Here is a 16,783-nt window from a genome sequence, read left to right on the forward strand (position 1 = left end):
ATATATAGAATTAGAAATGAGAATTTGATAGTATTGGAGTAAGGAGTTTTAATAACAGTATATTAAACAATATTAATATACTGTTGCAAATGTTTTGATATTATGTAAAATTATACAATTTTACGGAGGCATTTGATAAAATTCAAAAAAATTTAATGGAGGCTAATATGAAAAAAGTAATTGGCGCAGCAACAGCAACTGTTTTTGGATTGGGAGCGTTTACCACAACTGCTACCGCAGAAACAATCGTAACAGCAGATGTACTTAACGTACGTGAAAAACCGACTACAGAATCAAAAGTGGTCGAAAAAGTAAAGAATGGTCAAGAATTAAAAGTCATAAATACCGAAGATGGCTGGTCAAAAATTGAGTTGAATGGTAAAGAAGTGTTTGTAAGTTCGGAGTTTACAAAAGATGTATATCATGTAACGGCGAATTTGTTAAATGTACGTACTGAAGCAAACACAGATTCAGAAATTCTTGGCAGACTAAAAAAAGATGATGTAATTGAATCAACGCATCAAGTAAAAGACGGATGGTTGCAATTTGAGTATAAAGGAAAAACTGCTTATGCAAACGTTTCTTTCCTATCAAGTACAGCACCAACTGAAAAGAAAACTGAAGAGAAAACGAAGCAAGTAGCGAAAGTACAAAAATCAGTTAAAGAAAAGAAAGAAGTAAAGACGCAGAAAGTAGCAAAAGCGAAAGAAACAACGAAAGCACAAGAAATAGTAAAGCCTAAAGAAGAGGCAAAAGTAGTAAAAGTTAAAGAAGAAGGGAAAGCGCAAGAAATAGTAAAACCTAAAGAAGAAGGGAAAGCGCAAGAAATAGTAAAACCTAAAGAAGAGGCAAAAGTCAAAGAAGAAGTAAAAGTTAAAGAAGAAGAAAAAGCGCAAGAAATAGTAAAGCCTAAAGAAGAGGCAAAAATCAAAGAAGAAGTAAAAGTTAAAGAAGAAGAGAAAGTGCAAGAAATAGCAAAGGCTAAAGAAGAAGAAAAAGCAAAAGCTAAAGAAGAAGAGAAAGCAAGAGAAATAGTAAAAGCTAAAGAAGAAGAGAAAGCAAGAGAAATAGCAAAAGCTAAAGAAGAAGAGAAAGCAAGAGAAATAGCAAAAGCTAAAGAAGAAGAGAAAGCAAGAGAAATAGCAAAAGCTAAAGAAGAAGAGAAAGCAAGAGAAATAGCAAAAGCTAAAGAAGAAGAGAAAGCAAGAGAAATAGCAAAAGCTAAAGAAGAAGAGAAAGCAAGAGAAATAGCAAAAGCTAAAGAAGAAGAGAGAGCAAGAGAAATAGCAAAGGCTAAAGAAGAAGAGAGAGCGAAAGAAGCATCTAAAAACAACATACAGTCTGCTAAACGTGAATTAACGGTAGTAGCGACAGCGTATACTGCTGATCCAAGTGAAAATGGTACATATGGTGGACGCGTTTTAACTGCGATGGGGCATGATTTAACGGCAAATCCGAATATGAGAATTATCGCAGTTGACCCGAAAGTAATCCCATTAGGATCTAAAGTATGGGTAGAAGGCTATGGAGAAGCGATCGCTGGTGATACTGGAAGTGCAATTAAAGGTAATCGTATTGATGTTTTAATGGGTTCAAAAAGTAAAGCTATGAATTGGGGAAGACAAACTGTTAAAGTGAAAATTTTATAATAACAATAATTATCCAAATAGAAGTCAGTTCTCTTTATTGAGGCTGGCTTTTATTTTGTTAGTAGAAGGATAATAGGATTTTTAAAGGGCTTATTACTAAATCTGTAATTAAGTTACCAGCTTCATTACCAAAAACAACGGTAAAGCTTATAAATATGAAAAATGAAGATATACCTACAGATGAAGATAGTTACTGGGAAGCTTTTGACTTGTTCGGTTCTGAATATGTATGTAGATTATTAGGCGTACCATTATATGATGATCTTCCAAAGGATTTGGCGTGTCCAACTTGTGCGAAAGAGATGAAATATGTTGCTACAATTACTCAAGATATTGAGGAACGTGGACTTATTTCAGTAGTTGATTTCCAGTTTGGGGAAATGAATATATACTATTATTTATGTATAGATTGTTTAATTATAAAAACTGAAATACAAAATATATAACAAGTCTAACATATTATGTTAGGCTTGTTTTTCGATCGCAACATCATTAAGAATTGCATCAAATATATCTTTTTGCGTAAAGTTATCTGTAAAAATAGTTTCTGTGGCAACCTTAATAGTATCGTGCGGATTATACCATTTTTGTAGGGAATCCTCACCAAATTCATGTCGTTTGTCTCTTGTGTTATGTCGTCTAATAGTTTCCTCTAATGATAAATCAAAGTAATATGCAAATGCATTTTCATCAAAATAACGAATTAATTCTTTTAACATCTCACCATACCTATGACTGTTCAATATACCTTCTAAAATAACAAATTCACATTTTCCTTTTCCGTACTTCGTAATTTCAAATAGTAAATCATGTGATAAATTACCCATTGTGTCGTGTACTCTAAGCATATCTCTACGTACAACATCCTGTGATACTAAAAGTGTTCCTTGTCCGAAATGTTCTTGTAGTTGTTTTGCAATCGTTGTTTTACCGCTTGAGGAGTTTCCTCTAAGAATGATTAAAGTGGATGTAAGTATAGGATTAGACATAATGTATTTCCCCCCAACAGTATTAATTATATAGAAAATTTTAACAAATAAAGTGAGGAAAGTGTATAATTAATATGATGGATATTTAAGGAGGGGGTAAGATGGGAGATATATTAAAAAATGCACAACCTATATGGAAACGGACTTGGTTTCGTTATCTAGGGGCATTTTTTATTGTTCAGTTACTGTTTATTTTGTGTGAAATCACTGCGTGGGCGCCAAACTTTAGGCCAGGCGGAGAGTTTTTTAATAGAATATTAAATTCTCAATTTTTCACTGAATGGTTCACACTCTATACAATCCCGCAACTTAACGTATTTACAGCATTTTTTGCGATTACATTACTACCATATGCATTAGTAGGTGCAATGAAAGATGTAACAGCAAGAAAAAATATAAAGAAATAATAGAGGTATAATATGCTTTTTCAAAAAGAAGGTTTATTGATTAGATACGTAATGGAAGATGATGCATCTATCATTTCTAAATGGTTAACGGACCCAGCAGTCCTGCGGTATTACGAAGGACGAGATAATCCGCAATCTGTAGAAAAGGTGCTTGATCATTTTATACATAGTCCAAACAGTAATGAAAAAAGATGTTTAATAGAATTTGATACCATTCCGATTGGTTACATACAAATGTACCCAGTGGATTCAGAGTGGAAAGCGTTATATGGCTATAAAGAATCACAAAATGTATGGGGTATGGACCAATTTATCGGTGAACCAGCCTATTGGGGAAAGGGAATTGGAACAAAACTCGTTCAGGCAGCAATTACATATATTATGGGTGAAATGGGAGCAGAAGCAATTGCAATGGATCCGAAAGTAAATAATGAACGAGCAATAAAGTGTTATGAAAAAAGTGGATTTAAAAAAGTAAAGATTTTAAAGGAACATGAGTTGCATGAGGGGAAATTAGAAGATTGTTGGATGATGGAATATAAACAATAATAATGGCTTATACAAATAAAGGGGGATGTGTGAAATGAAAAAAGCATTAATCGTAATTGATGTGCAAGCGGGTATGTATACAGCTGGAATGCCAGTACATAATGGGGGAAAGTTTTTACAAACATTGCAAGAGCTTATTAGGGAATGTCGTTCAAATGATATTCCAGTTATTTATATCCAACATAACGGTCCTAAAGACCATCCGTTAGAAAAAGGTACGGATGGATGGCGAATCCATGCGGCCATCGCTCCGCAAGAAGGAGATAATATAGTTGAAAAGACGACTCCAGATTCATTCCATAATACAAACTTAAGCGAAGTGTTACAAGAGAAAGGAATTGAACACGTTATTCTTTCGGGAATGCAAACAGAGTATTGTGTAGATACGACAACGCGCAGAGCATGTAGTGAAGGGTATAAAGTAACGTTAGTGAGTGATGCGCATAGTACATTTAATACAGAAGTGTTACGTGCTGAAGATATTGTGAAACATCATAACGCAGTATTGGGAGCGTTTGCGGATGTTGTTGCAGTAAAAGACTTAAAAGTGGCTGCCTCTAAATAAGAGGCAGTTTTTTATTAGAAAAAATAGCGTCAAATATTGTTAGTAATTCGGTATTTTGAAATAATCACTTATATAATTTCACGTACCATAATGAAAAAATACAAAAAAGGAGCACCACATAATTAAAAAGGGCGCTCCTGCATTAAAACGTTACTTTTTCTTATCTTTATCCAATATATTTTGTTCTTCAGCAAACTCTGTACCATATGCAAAGCGGCGATTAATACGAATGTTATCATTGTTGTGCCTTGTATGAGAGTTAGAGAAGCGATGAACGATTACTTCAGATAAAGTGAAGACGATGGCAGAAAGGATACTGCCCCATGCAATTTGCATATAGTTGTCTAATAAAATATTACCGAAAATCCATACGCTTAAATATGTTAATAAGAAATCCGACATAATGGCACCAGTATTGCCAATTCGATTTAAAATAATTTTATCAACGAACATGTAGGATACGATTGTAACAAAGAGACTGAATGAAATAATTTGAACAAACGTTGCAGGGAAAAATAAAGCAAGCCCAATGCTAAATGCGATAATGCACGATATAAACTTGATAAGCACTACTGTGAAATCATTCAAAATTTACACCTCCGATTTATACATAGTTTTTCAATAAATTCTGGAGTTCATACATTGTAACGGATTTATTTACATAAAACTTTTTCATGTTCGGAATTTAGTCTAAATATTATAAAAACAATGAAAAAATGTTATAGTAAAATGAGAGTGTATGACATTTTTAGGTAAGGGGGAATCCAAGATGTGGATTACTTCAGAAGTAGAAATTCCAGATGAGTTAATTGATCACCTTGAGCAAGGAAAGTTAGTGTTATTTGTTGGAGCGGGAGTTTCTATGAAAGGGAAATCAAACTTACCGAATTTTGATGATTTAGTTGATGAAATTGCAAAAACGTTATATGTCGAAAAACGTGAAATAACAGAGCCACATGATTATTATCTTGGCAAAATTGCGAAAACAAAAGATGTACATCAAGTCGCAAGAGATCTCGTTCATATAGAGAAATCAAAACCGAATCCATTGCATTATGCAATTCCAAGGTTATTTCCTTTAGATACAGATATCCGCATTGTAACAACAAATTTTGATCAACATTTTACAACTGCAATTAAAGAAATAAATAGAGATATCAATGTTTATTACGCTCCAGCTTTACCGACTGGGAGAGCTTTTAAAGGTCTTGCTTACATACATGGTAATGTAGAACAGGAGAAAGAGGCTTTAATTTTAACAGATGGTGATTTTGGAAGGGCTTACTTAACGGAAGGGTGGGCGAGAAGGTTTTTAGTTGATCTATTCTCAAATTACACCGTTTTATTCGTTGGATATAGTCATAATGACCCAGTAATGAAATATTTAGCAACTGGTTTACCACCAAGTACAAGACGATTTGCTTTTGTCGCACAAGGAGAAAATACATACCACTGGGAACATTTAGGGATAAGACCAATTGTGTATCCGAATAAGGTGAATAATCATCAATCCCTTGTAAAAGCGGTAAAACGCTGGGCTGAATTAATGGGTGATAATTATATTACGAAAAGAATGCGTATTCGGGATATTGTAACGGTTCCCCCGTCAGTAGAACAGGAACAATTATCATACATAAAGCAATCGATTAAAAAAATTGAAACAGTACGTTACTTTGTGGAATTTGCTCATGATTATGAATGGGTCGAATGGTTAGAAGCAGAAGGTAAATTACAAAATTTGTTTATGCTTACGCCAAACTATAATGAAGTAGATGAATTACTTGCAGAATGGTTAGTGGAACAATTTCTTTTTAGTCATCAGAAAGAATTATTTCAATTAATTTATAAAAACTATTCTAAAATATCACCGTTATTATGGAAAACAATTTGTAACTACTTAAACGAAACGAAGAGTAAGATGGACCCGTTGTTGTTTGCAAGGTGGACACTCCTTTTATTAGAAACAGCTGAAAAAGATAGTAGCTCTATAGAAAAGATTTCTAAGTTACTGCAAAAATGTTCTTTTCCTGAGCATAAAGAAATTGCCTTATTGTTACTAACTTTTATTTTAGACGGAAAACTGAAGTTGAAACGTGTAAGAAAATGGGGAAATGATACGCAAGAATCAATAGAACTCGAGGAATCGAGTCGCTTACCAGTATCTACATTTTCTCATGTGGAGCAAATTTGGAACGAAAAGATGAGGCCATATATCGCTTATTATGCTGTTCCAATTATGATGATTGGATTAGAAAAATTGAGAATGTTGTCGTTAAGACAAACGGCACTGAAAAAAAGAAATAAGGAAAATATAGAGAAAGAGTTTCATCAAAATGACCTTGCATTTTTAATACGAATTGTAAAAGAGTGTCTAACTTATTTATGCGAAAACAATGAGAAAAAAGCGGATTATTATATTACAGAAATGATAGAAGCAAATAGTGTACTTCAAAAGCGAATTGCAATTGATGCGATGAATAAAAATATTTTTGTTCGTGTAGATGACAAAATGAAATGGTTGTTACATGAAGGACTTCTTTTAGATTTCACTTATAAACACGAAGTTTTTCAACTTTTAAAAAGGCATTATGCACATTGTTTAGAAAAAACAAAAGAAGAAGTCACTCGAACTGTAATAAAGCATCTTACAGAAGAGAGGGTATTTGATGCATGTCTCGTATTAGACTTATTATTCAAGTGTGATTCGAATAGCCCATCTACGGCAAATGGGTATGAGTTAATGAAGCAAAAGCATCCTCATTTTCATTCTGAACGATACAGTGTACAAAAGAAAGAGGATACAGCAGAAAGCATTACTTGTAATGTAACTGCTGACGGATTATTGCAGCTGAAAGATGTTGAAATTATGAAGCAAGTTCAGCAATTTTCGCAAGATGGTGTTTTTGAACAACGCCATTTTTTAGAGATGTTATCAAAAGCATGTAAATTAAACACAGAGTGGAGTATTTCATTTGCATACCAATTAGTAGGAGTGCAAGAAATAAGTAATGAAGTATGGTTTGTTTGTATTAGAGAATGGCGAAATAATCGAGGATTGACGAATGAGCAAATCCAAAAAATTATTCCGCTATTGCAGAAATTTGTTAGAAATACTGCTTTTCATTGGTTAATTAGTAGTTTTCTATATGAAATTAGTAATCGACTAGAAGAGTTAGAAGAGAATAGTATACGTGTTGTAAAACGATTTGCTTTTTCAGTGTTTCCTCAAGTTATGAAGAGTGATACAGACTTTAAGCTTGGGAAACAAGATTTTTATAATGAATCAATTCAGCATCCAGTTGGAAAAATGACGGCTGTATTATTAAAGTTGTTATCATATGATCATTTATACGATCGTAATGTATATGAATATTTATTTTTATTTGAAGAACAAGTAAGAGTTAATTCGGAACGAACAAACTTTATGTTTGCTCGTTTAATAGCAGATATTACATTCCTATATCATATTGAAAAACAATGGTGCCGAAAATATTTGTTACCATATTTAGATTTAAAAAAACAAAATGAGATTACGGAATATGCATGGGCCGGCTTATGTTACACGCAAATAAATCTACCTTTATTTACAGAAATGAAGCGATTTATTAAGTATGCGATAGAACATTTGGAAGTATTACATCCGCATACGAGAGAAGCTTTCTTGAAATGGCTTAGCTTTGTATTTATTAAATGTGTACTATATTGGGAGCAAAAAACAGATTGGTTATACCCGTTACTCATACTAGAAAATGAAGAAAATAAAATTAAGTTTATGCAGTTTTTATGCTATTACGTCAAAACATTAAGTGTAAAAGAACAACAAAAATTTTGGACAGCTTGGCTCAGTGTATTTTTGCGAGAACGACCAAAAATGGGTGAGATAACTGCAAGAGAATATGTAATGCTTTTACGTATTATTTTATACATGGATGAAATATTAGAAAAAGGATTATGTATTATGTCTCGTGCATTTTCAAGTGTACATGGTAAATGTGCAGGTGAGGAAATGAAGCCGTTATTGATTGAAATGCTTCATAAAAAAGAAAGTATGAAAGCGCATAAAGAAATATTTGCAAATGTGTTTTTTATTTTACTACAAACATGTCACGAAGCCGTTTTATTTGAAAAAGAAATCATAAAAATAAAAGAATTATTAGTTCAGTATGAAGTAGAGGAATATGTTTTACATTTACTAGAAAATGAAATAATTCGCATAGGAATTGTAATGGGTGATTTACAAAAAGAATTATAGGACGAAAGTGGAATTTAAAAAAATATATAAAAAGTTGTTGACAGTGTTTTGAAAAGCGTTCTATAATACGAATCATACTTATTCAATTTCAAAAACATTTGAATAAACAAAGTGCAATGAAGAGATCACAGTAGTGGTTAGTCTTACTGTAACAGAGAGCTGGTGGTTGGTGTGAACCAGTACAGGGATAATCATGAATTACAGTCTTGGAGCATCTTTTTCGTAATAAAGATAGTTTGTCTTTATGAGGAAAAAGCGGTCAATTGATCGTTAACAGTGAAGAGAGGTAGACGGAAAGTTAGTCTACAACTAGGGTGGTACCGCGATAAATATCGTCCCTACTGATTTATTCAGTAGGGACTTTTTGTATTTTAGTGGTTCAACTTGAAAATTAAATAGTCATGCATTGAAAGGAAAAGCAGTAGTTGTTGTTTCCCTGTAACAGAGAGCTGGTGGTTGGTGCAAACCAGTACATAAACAAGAGCGAATTACAGTCCTGGAGCATCTTTTTCGTAGTAAAGATAGTATTGTCTTTATGAAGGGAAAGACGGTCAGATGATCGTTAACAATGAAGAGAGGTAGACGAAAGAAGTCTACAACTAGGGTGGTACCGCGATAAATATCGTCCCTACTGATTGGATCAGTAGGGCTTTTTTGTACAAAAAAGTGGGTTTTTAACTAGTAGTTCATGTCTTTGTAAGAATTATCAGTTTAAAATAAGAAGAGGTATCGATTCCACTATGAATTTGTATAATTAGTCAGTTCAGAAAATAGAGAATTTTTTATTCTCTTACTATACTTTTAAAACATTAGAGGAGGATTTCCAAATGGCAAATCATGAATTAGATCAATTACGTAAACAGGTAGATGAAATTAACTTACAACTATTACACCTTTTAAACAAACGTGGTGAAATTGTTCAAAAAATTGGAGAGCAAAAGCAAGTACAAGGTACGAAACGCTTTGATCCAGTACGTGAGCGTGAAGTACTTGATATGATTGCAGAGCATAACGAAGGACCATTCGAAACATCAACAGTTCAACATATTTTCAAAACGATTTTCAAAGCAAGCTTAGAGTTACAAGAAGATGATAACCGTAAAGCGTTACTAGTATCACGTAAAAAGAAACAAGAAAATACAATCGTTGATGTAAAAGGTGAATTGATTGGAAACGGAACACAAACGTTCATCATGGGACCTTGTGCAGTAGAAAGTTTAGAACAAGTTCGTCAAGTAGGGCAAGCGATGAAAGACCAAGGCTTAAAATTAATGCGCGGTGGTGCATTCAAACCGAGAACTTCTCCATATGATTTCCAAGGTTTGGGAGTAGAAGGACTTCAAATTTTACGTCAAGTAGCAGACGAGTTTGACTTAGCAATTATTAGTGAAATTTTAAATCCGAACGATGTTGAAATGGCATTAGACTACGTTGATGTAATTCAAGTTGGTGCACGTAACATGCAAAACTTCGATTTATTACGAGCTGTAGGTAAAGTTAACAAACCAGTATTATTAAAACGTGGATTAGCAGCAACAATTGATGAGTTCATTAACGCAGCGGAATACATCATTGCGCAAGGTAACGATCAAATTATTCTTTGTGAGCGCGGTATCCGCACATACGAAAGAGCAACACGTAACACATTAGACATTTCTGCAGTACCAATTTTAAAGAAAGAAACACATTTACCAGTTATCGTTGATGTAACACATTCAACTGGACGCAGAGATTTATTATTACCAACAGCGAAAGCGGCACTTGCAATTGGCGCAGATGCAGTAATGGCTGAAGTTCATCCAGATCCAGCAGTTGCATTATCAGATTCTGCACAACAAATGGACATTCCAGAATTCCATAGATTCATGGATGAGTTAAAAGGTTTCAAAAATAAATTATCTTAATTCCATATCATATATGCGTTGAAGAGGAAACAGTAGTGCTTATCTCACTGTTAAAGAGAGCTGATGGTCGGTGTGAATCAGTACAAAGGTAAGCATGAATTACAGCCTTGGAGCATCTTTCCCGACAACTTTTGGAGGGTAAGACGGTCAAACGATCGTTAAAGAAGAAGAGAGGTAGACGAAAGAAGTCTACAACTAGGGTGGTACCGCGATAAACATCGTCCCTACTGAGCGCTCAGTAGGGACTTTTTTGTACAAAAAAATAGTAAAGGGGCAAGAGAAATGAGATACATTACAGCTGGAGAATCACATGGACCGCAGTTAACAGTTATTTTAGAAGGTGTACCAGCAGGTTTGACACTTACGGCGGAACATATTAATAAAGAATTATTAAGAAGACAAAAAGGTCATGGACGCGGAAGACGTATGCAAATTGAAACAGATACAGTTGAAATTGTAAGTGGTGTTCGTCACGGGATGACACTTGGATCACCGATTACGTTAATTGTAAAAAATGATGATTTCAAACATTGGACGAAAGTAATGGGTGCAGAGCCAATTTCGGAAAAAGAAAGTAAAGACATGAAACGTACAATTACAAAACCACGTCCCGGACATGCAGATTTAAATGGAGCAATTAAATATGGTCATCGTGATATAAGAAACGTATTAGAGCGGTCATCTGCAAGAGAAACGACAGTTCGTGTAGCTGCTGGTGCAGTTGCAAAACAAATTTTAAGCGAATTAGGCGTGGAAATTGCAGGACATGTTCTTGAAATTGGTGGAGTAAAAGCAAAACATATTTCAAACTTATCAATTGAAGAAATTCAAACAATTACTGAAAACTCACCAGTTCGATGTTTAGATAAAGAAGTAGAGCAAGAAATGATGAATGCGATTGACAACGCAAAAAGTAGTGGAGATTCAATCGGTGGTATTGTGGAAGTCATTGCAGAAGGTATGCCGATTGGCGTCGGTAGTTACGTCCATTACGATCGTAAATTAGATGCAAAACTTGCTGGTGCAATTATGAGTATAAATGCATTTAAAGGTGCTGAAATCGGCGTAGGTTTTGAAGCGGCACGACAACCAGGAAGCAAAGTGCATGATGAAATTCTGTGGGATGAAGAAAAAGGATACACGAGAAGAACGAATAATGCCGGCGGTTTAGAAGGCGGTATGACAACAGGTATGCCAATTATCGTAAGAGGCGTGATGAAGCCAATTCCTACTTTATACAAACCGTTAGCAAGCGTTGATATTGATACGAAAGAAGCATTCCAAGCGAGTATTGAAAGATCTGATAGTTGCGCAGTACCAGCGGCGGGTGTAGTAGCTGAATCTGTTGTGGCATGGGAACTTGCAGATGCACTAGTCGAACAATTCGGAAAAGATCGTATGGAATTATTAAAACAAAACATTATGCAACACAATAACTACGCAAAAGAATTTTAATAAAAAGGTGGGTTTAACGTGCAAGTAAAAGATCAACTATCATCATTACAACCATATAAACCAGGTAAATCACCAGAACAAATGAAAGAAGTGTACGGAGATCATTCGTTTGTGAAATTAGCATCGAATGAAAATCCATTCGGCTGTTCGCCACGTGTTTTAGATGAGTTGCAAAAATCGTGGTTGGAACATGCTTTATATCCTGACGGAGGTGCTACAACGCTCCGTCAAACAATCGCAGATAAGTTACATGTGAAAATGGAACAAGTACTTTGTGGTAGTGGTTTAGATGAAATCATTCAAATAATAAGCCGCGCCGTATTACGAGCGGGAGATAACATTGTAACAGCAGGTGCAACATTCCCACAGTATCGTCATCATGCCATTATAGAAGGTTGCGAAGTGAAGGAAGTTGCGTTAAATAACGGTGTATACGACTTAGAAGAAATTTCTTCAGTAGTAGATAACGATACAAAAATTGTATGGATTTGTAACCCGAACAATCCAACAGGCACATATGTGAATGACCGAAAATTGACTCAATTCATTGAAGGTATTAGTGAAAATACGTTAATTGTCATTGATGAAGCGTACTATGAATACGTAACAGCAAAAGATTTCCCAGAGACATTACCGCTTTTAGAAAAACATAAAAATATTCTTGTACTTAGAACATTTTCTAAAGCGTACGGATTAGCTTCTTTCCGCGTTGGATATGCGGTTGGACAGGAAGAGTTAATCGAAAAATTAAATGTCGTTCGTTTGCCATTTAACGTATCTTCATTAGCGCAAAAAGCAGCGACGATTGCTTTTGGTGATGACGAGTTTATTGAAGAAATAGTTCGCGTGAATACAGAAGGATTACAACAATACGAGAGCTTTTGTAGGGAAAATGATATTCCATTTTATCCATCGCAAACAAATTTCATCTTCTTGCCAGTTGAGAATGCTGGAGAGATTTATGAAGCTTGTGCACATGCAGGATTTATTATTCGTCCGTTCCCGAATGGTATCCGTATTACAGTCGGAACAAGGGAGCAAAATGAAGGGGTGATTTCAGTGTTACAACAACACTTTGAAAATAAAAAAAGAAAGTCTCGAGATGAGGAAAATGCGTAAAAAGGTAGTATTAATTGGAACTGGTTTAATCGGAGGCTCTCTCGCATTAGCAATTAAGAAAGAGCACGATATAACGATAACAGGTTATGATATATTTCAAGAACAAGTAGAGCGTGCAAAAGAATTACACGTAGTAGATGAAATAGCAGTTGATTTACAGCATGCATGTGAAGAGGCACATTTAATTGTTTTTGCTTCTCCAGTTGAAGAAACAAAGAAGCTATTACACAAACTTGCGTCATTCCGTTTACGAGAAGATGTTATAGTGACTGATGTTGGTAGTACAAAAGGCACGATTATGAATGAAGCAGAAACTTTATTTTCAAAGGAAGTATCTTTCATTGGTGGACATCCAATGGCAGGTTCTCATAAAACGGGAGTTGAAAGTGCAAAAGCGCATTTATTTGAAAATGCATTTTACATTTTAACACCGATGCATCATGTGCCAAATGAACATGTGGAAGAGTTAAAAGATTGGTTAAAAGGAACGGGATCACATTTCCTTGTTTTAAATACAGAAGAACATGATTATGTAACAGGAATCGTTAGTCATTTCCCGCACCTTATCGCAGCAGGTTTAGTGAAGCAAGTAGAGAAACATGCAGGAGATAATCCGCTCATTCATCAGCTAGCTGCTGGAGGGTTTAAAGACATTACACGTATCGCATCTAGTAGTCCGAAAATGTGGAGTGATATTGTAAAGCAAAATCGTGAGCATTTAATGGTATTATTAAAAGAGTGGATCTCTGAAATGGAAGATTTATATAAAACAGTTTCTACCGGAGATGCATGCGAGATTCAAAACTATTTTGCAGATGCGAAAGAATACCGTGATTCTTTACCAGTAAGAAAGAGAGGGGCAATTCCTGCCTATCACGACTTATACGTCGATGTATTAGATAAGGTGGGGGCATTGGCTCATATTACGAGTATTTTGGCGCGCGAGGAAATTAGTATTACGAACTTGCAAATATTAGAAGCGCGTGAAGGACTGCTTGGGGTATTACGTATTAGCTTCCAAAGGGAAGAAGATCGTATGAAAGCAAAACTAGCGCTTGGAGAAGAAGAATACCAAACTTATGAAACAATTTAAATGAGAAGGTGAAAAACGTGAAAGAAAGAACAATACAACCTGTTAATAACGGATTGAATGGCAATATTACAATCCCAGGTGATAAATCCATTTCACACCGTGCTGTTATGTTCGGTTCTATTGCAGAAGGGAAAACAACAATTAAAGGTTTCTTGCCCGGTGCAGACTGTTTAAGTACGATTTCATGTTTTAAAGAAATGGGAGTAGAAATTACGCAAAACGGTGATGAGGTTACTGTAGTTGGTAAAGGATTAGAAGGTTTACAAGAACCAAAAGCTGTATTAGATGTTGGTAATTCTGGTACAACAATCCGATTAATGTCAGGTATATTAGCTAACACACCATTTTTCTCTTGCGTACAAGGTGATGAATCTATCGCAAAAAGACCGATGAAGCGTGTAACAAACCCATTAAAACAAATGGGCGCAAACATAGACGGCCGAGAAGAAGGAACATTTACACCGTTAACAATACGTGGCGGAGATTTAAAAGCAATTGAATATATTTCTCCTGTTGCAAGTGCACAAGTAAAGTCAGCTATTTTACTTGCAGGTCTTCGTGCAGAAGGTGTAACAGCTGTTACAGAACCACATATTTCACGCGACCATACGGAAAGAATGCTCGAAGCATTTGGTGTTAAAGTAACTCGCGAAGGGAAAACAGTGAAGCTGTCAGGTGGACAAAAATTAACAGCAACAGACATTCAAGTGCCCGGTGACGTATCATCAGCAGCATTTTTCTTAGTAGCAGGTGCAATCATCCCAAATAGTAAACTAGTATTACAAAATGTAGGAATGAATCCAACCCGTACAGGTATTATTGATGTTTTAGAAAAAATGGGTGCTACGTTCACTGTAGACCTAATTAACGAAGGGGCATCAGAACCAGCTGCAAATATTACAATCGAAACATCTTCATTAAAAGGAATTGAAATTGGCGGAGATATTATCCCTAGATTAATCGATGAGATTCCTGTAATCGCATTAGCGGCAACGCAAGCAGAAGGAATTACAGTAATTAAAGATGCACACGAATTAAAAGTAAAAGAAACAAACCGTATTGATACAGTAGTTGCTGAGTTAACGAAACTAGGAGCTCGAATAGAAGCAACTGATGACGGTATGATCATTTCCGGAAAATCAGCTCTAAAAGGCAATACAGTAAATAGTTATGGTGATCACCGTATCGGAATGATGCTTGCAATTGCTGGCTGCCTAGCAGAAGGAAAAACAATTATTGAAGATGCAGAAGCAGTAGGTGTATCATATCCTACATTCTTTGACGAACTTCAAAAGTTAGCTAAATAAAAAGGGTGGAAAGCAGATACGTGATGTATCTGCTTTTTTGTTAAAACGTCCTTGTAATTTCACTTACCGAACTATAATAGTGAGAATTATGATACAATTCAAAAAGGGAATGGAGGAGAATTATATGAATGTCATACAATTAAAAGAAGATAAATTCAGAGAAGCATTACGTTTATCAGAATACGCTTTTCAATATAAAGTAGATGAGGAACGATTACAGCAGCAACTTACAAAAATGAAGGAAAGTCATGAAATATACGGCATTATGGAAGGGAAAGACTTAGCTGCAAAACTACACCTCATCCCGTTTCATATTTACATAGGTAAAGAAAAATTTAAAATGGGTGGCGTTGCAGGAGTAGCGACGTATCCAGAGTACAGAAGAAGTGGGTATGTAAAAGAGCTACTTCAACATTCACTTCAAAGAATGAAAAAAGATGGCTATACAGTCTCTATGTTACACCCATTTGCTGTTTCATTTTACCGTAAATACGGCTGGGAACTTTGTGCGAATCTACTCAAATGTCATATAAGTAAGAGCGATTTAGTGATGAAAAAACAAGTAAATGGTACTGTGAAATGTTTTAATAAAGAAAATCATCCAAAAGAAGTCGAGAAGCTCTATGAAGCATTTGCAGAACGTTTTTCATGTATGTTAGTTCGAGAGAAGAACTGGTGGTTACAAGCGGTTTATGATGATTTAACATTAGCGATTTACTATGATGAAAATAAAAAGGCAGCAGGTTACATGTTATACAAAATAGAAAACTATAAAATGACAGTAGAAGAATTTGTAACACTGCATAATGAAGCACGAAATGGTCTATGGAATTTTATTTGCCAGCATGATTCTATGATTAAAGAGCTTGAAATGAAAGTAAGTGAAAACGAACAGTTGTTATATACATTGCAAGAACCACGTGTGAAAACAGAAATAAAACCATATTTTATGGGAAGAATTGTAGATGTAGAGCAGTTCTTAAAACAGTATGAGTTAAACTGGAACAATGTACAACAAGAAGTCATTTTACATATTACAGATTCATTTGCACCGTGGAATAATGTATCGGTGAGACTTGCAAATTATGAAATAGCAATTATAGAAGAACCAATGGATAAAGGGATCAAGCTAGATATAAATGCACTATCCACAATACTGCTTGGATACAAACGCCCATTAGAACTAAATGAATTAGAATTAATTAGCGGAAGCGAAGAGGAAATACGGGCATTTGAGAATGTAGTACCAGTGCGCAAGCCGTTTATTTATGATTTCTTTTAATTTGCATATAAGATGGAGTTGTTTCGAACAAAATTTTGGGATAGCTCCATCTCATCGTATTAATTTTTGTCGGTAAGTTGATATATCCTGAAAATCGCTGATATAATTTTATTCACATACAAGAGAATAGAATCGCAACTATACGTTGTCACGCACTTGACTTTTATTCCCTGTAATTTATAATTAAAAACGGAATGAATTTTCATTCCTGA

At 34.9% G+C, this 16,783-nt stretch carries 13 protein-coding genes, 1 pseudogene and 3 other annotated features; of the genes and pseudogenes, 12 read left to right on the forward strand and 2 right to left on the reverse strand.

The annotated features are described in order from the left end of the window. Positions 1–167: 167 nt before the first annotated feature. The gene (gene entB, locus HMAS_RS09645) at positions 168–1,649 is read left to right on the forward strand and encodes a cell wall-binding protein EntB (protein ID WP_236782116.1); all 1,482 of its coding nucleotides are present in this window, start codon (positions 168–170) and stop codon (positions 1,647–1,649) included. A 110-nt stretch (positions 1,650–1,759) separates the two neighbouring features. Beyond that, a pseudogene (locus tag HMAS_RS09650) lies at positions 1,760–2,095 on the forward strand (hypothetical protein); the annotation flags it as partial. An 18-nt stretch (positions 2,096–2,113) separates the two neighbouring features. Here the strand turns inward: HMAS_RS09650 and HMAS_RS09655 are convergent. Continuing rightward, positions 2,114–2,638 (reverse strand): kinase, encoded by a 525-nt coding sequence (locus tag HMAS_RS09655; protein ID WP_000070150.1) that lies wholly within the window; start codon positions 2,636–2,638, stop codon positions 2,114–2,116. A 101-nt stretch (positions 2,639–2,739) separates the two neighbouring features. Here HMAS_RS09655 and HMAS_RS09660 point away from each other — a divergent pair, with 101 nt between their 5' ends. The 3 genes from HMAS_RS09660 to HMAS_RS09670 are packed head-to-tail and all read left to right on the forward strand — an operon-like array spanning position 2,740 to position 4,159. Continuing rightward, positions 2,740–3,045 (forward strand): YfzA family protein, encoded by a 306-nt coding sequence (locus tag HMAS_RS09660; protein WP_000502340.1) that lies wholly within the window; start codon positions 2,740–2,742, stop codon positions 3,043–3,045. 12 nt (positions 3,046–3,057) lie between these two features. Then, complete coding sequence (locus HMAS_RS09665; protein WP_000898772.1) at positions 3,058–3,594, forward strand: GNAT family N-acetyltransferase; 537 nt, start codon at positions 3,058–3,060, stop codon at positions 3,592–3,594. A gap of 34 nt (positions 3,595–3,628) precedes the next feature. Further along, on the forward strand, positions 3,629–4,159 hold the full coding sequence (locus HMAS_RS09670) for a cysteine hydrolase family protein (RefSeq protein ID WP_000709539.1): 531 nt from the start codon (positions 3,629–3,631) through the stop codon (positions 4,157–4,159). 150 nt (positions 4,160–4,309) lie between these two features. Here the strand turns inward: HMAS_RS09670 and HMAS_RS09680 are convergent, their stop codons facing one another. Further along, complete coding sequence (locus HMAS_RS09680; RefSeq protein ID WP_000997702.1) at positions 4,310–4,747, reverse strand: YndM family protein; 438 nt, start codon at positions 4,745–4,747, stop codon at positions 4,310–4,312. A 181-nt stretch (positions 4,748–4,928) separates the two neighbouring features. On the opposite strand from HMAS_RS09680, the gene HMAS_RS09685 reads away from it, so the two are divergent. The 7 genes from HMAS_RS09685 to HMAS_RS09715 all read left to right on the forward strand — a co-directional run bounded on the left by HMAS_RS09685 (position 4,929) and on the right by HMAS_RS09715 (position 16,571). After that, the gene (locus HMAS_RS09685) at positions 4,929–8,411 is read left to right on the forward strand and encodes a DUF4020 domain-containing protein (protein ID WP_063264130.1); all 3,483 of its coding nucleotides are present in this window, start codon (positions 4,929–4,931) and stop codon (positions 8,409–8,411) included. Positions 8,412–8,518: 107 nt separating this feature from the next. Then, positions 8,519–8,754: a binding site (T-box leader), on the forward strand. A gap of 54 nt (positions 8,755–8,808) precedes the next feature. Beyond that, positions 8,809–9,044: a binding site (T-box leader), on the forward strand. Positions 9,045–9,238: 194 nt separating this feature from the next. Further along, positions 9,239–10,315 carry a bifunctional 3-deoxy-7-phosphoheptulonate synthase/chorismate mutase gene (locus tag HMAS_RS09690; RefSeq protein WP_001273575.1) on the forward strand — a complete coding sequence of 359 codons (1,077 nt, stop codon included), beginning with the start codon at positions 9,239–9,241 and terminating at the stop codon, positions 10,313–10,315. Between the two features lie 9 nt (positions 10,316–10,324). Beyond that, positions 10,325–10,544 (forward strand) — a binding site (T-box leader). 53 nt (positions 10,545–10,597) lie between these two features. Then, entirely contained in the window at positions 10,598–11,770 is a 1,173-nt protein-coding gene (gene aroC, locus HMAS_RS09695) for a chorismate synthase (RefSeq protein ID WP_001269425.1), read from the forward strand. 18 nt (positions 11,771–11,788) lie between these two features. Then, positions 11,789–12,889 carry a histidinol-phosphate transaminase gene (gene hisC, locus HMAS_RS09700; protein WP_016122708.1) on the forward strand — a complete coding sequence of 367 codons (1,101 nt, stop codon included), beginning with the start codon at positions 11,789–11,791 and terminating at the stop codon, positions 12,887–12,889. Then, positions 12,882–13,982 carry a prephenate dehydrogenase gene (tyrA, locus tag HMAS_RS09705; protein WP_001228124.1) on the forward strand — a complete coding sequence of 367 codons (1,101 nt, stop codon included), beginning with the start codon at positions 12,882–12,884 and terminating at the stop codon, positions 13,980–13,982. Before hisC ends, tyrA begins: the two co-directional genes overlap by 8 nt. Before the next feature lie 17 nt (positions 13,983–13,999). Further along, on the forward strand, positions 14,000–15,289 hold the full coding sequence (gene aroA / locus HMAS_RS09710) for a 3-phosphoshikimate 1-carboxyvinyltransferase (protein ID WP_000664629.1): 1,290 nt from the start codon (positions 14,000–14,002) through the stop codon (positions 15,287–15,289). Between the two features lie 124 nt (positions 15,290–15,413). After that, on the forward strand, positions 15,414–16,571 hold the full coding sequence (locus HMAS_RS09715) for a GNAT family N-acetyltransferase (protein WP_116344772.1): 1,158 nt from the start codon (positions 15,414–15,416) through the stop codon (positions 16,569–16,571). Positions 16,572–16,783: the final 212 nt, after the last annotated feature.

The sequence above is a fragment of the Bacillus sp. HMA207 genome (assembly GCF_003402455.1).
Classification (GTDB): Bacteria; Bacillota; Bacilli; order Bacillales; family Bacillaceae_G; genus Bacillus_A; species Bacillus_A cereus.

Bases quoted from the DNA above. Each gene is read 5' to 3' on its own strand.
- entB (WP_236782116.1), top strand. From the start codon at position 168: ATGAAAAAAGTAATTGGCGCAGCAACAGCAACTGTTTTTGGATTGGGA.
- HMAS_RS09655 (WP_000070150.1), bottom strand. From the start codon at position 2,638: ATGTCTAATCCTATACTTACATCCACTTTAATCATTCTTAGAGGAAAC.
- HMAS_RS09660 (WP_000502340.1), top strand. From the start codon at position 2,740: ATGGGAGATATATTAAAAAATGCACAACCTATATGGAAACGGACTTGG.
- HMAS_RS09665 (WP_000898772.1), top strand. From the start codon at position 3,058: ATGCTTTTTCAAAAAGAAGGTTTATTGATTAGATACGTAATGGAAGAT.
- HMAS_RS09670 (WP_000709539.1), top strand. From the start codon at position 3,629: ATGAAAAAAGCATTAATCGTAATTGATGTGCAAGCGGGTATGTATACA.
- HMAS_RS09685 (WP_063264130.1), top strand. From the start codon at position 4,929: ATGTGGATTACTTCAGAAGTAGAAATTCCAGATGAGTTAATTGATCAC.
- HMAS_RS09690 (WP_001273575.1), top strand. From the start codon at position 9,239: ATGGCAAATCATGAATTAGATCAATTACGTAAACAGGTAGATGAAATT.
- aroC (WP_001269425.1), top strand. From the start codon at position 10,598: ATGAGATACATTACAGCTGGAGAATCACATGGACCGCAGTTAACAGTT.
- tyrA (WP_001228124.1), top strand. From the start codon at position 12,882: ATGCGTAAAAAGGTAGTATTAATTGGAACTGGTTTAATCGGAGGCTCT.
- HMAS_RS09715 (WP_116344772.1), top strand. From the start codon at position 15,414: ATGAATGTCATACAATTAAAAGAAGATAAATTCAGAGAAGCATTACGT.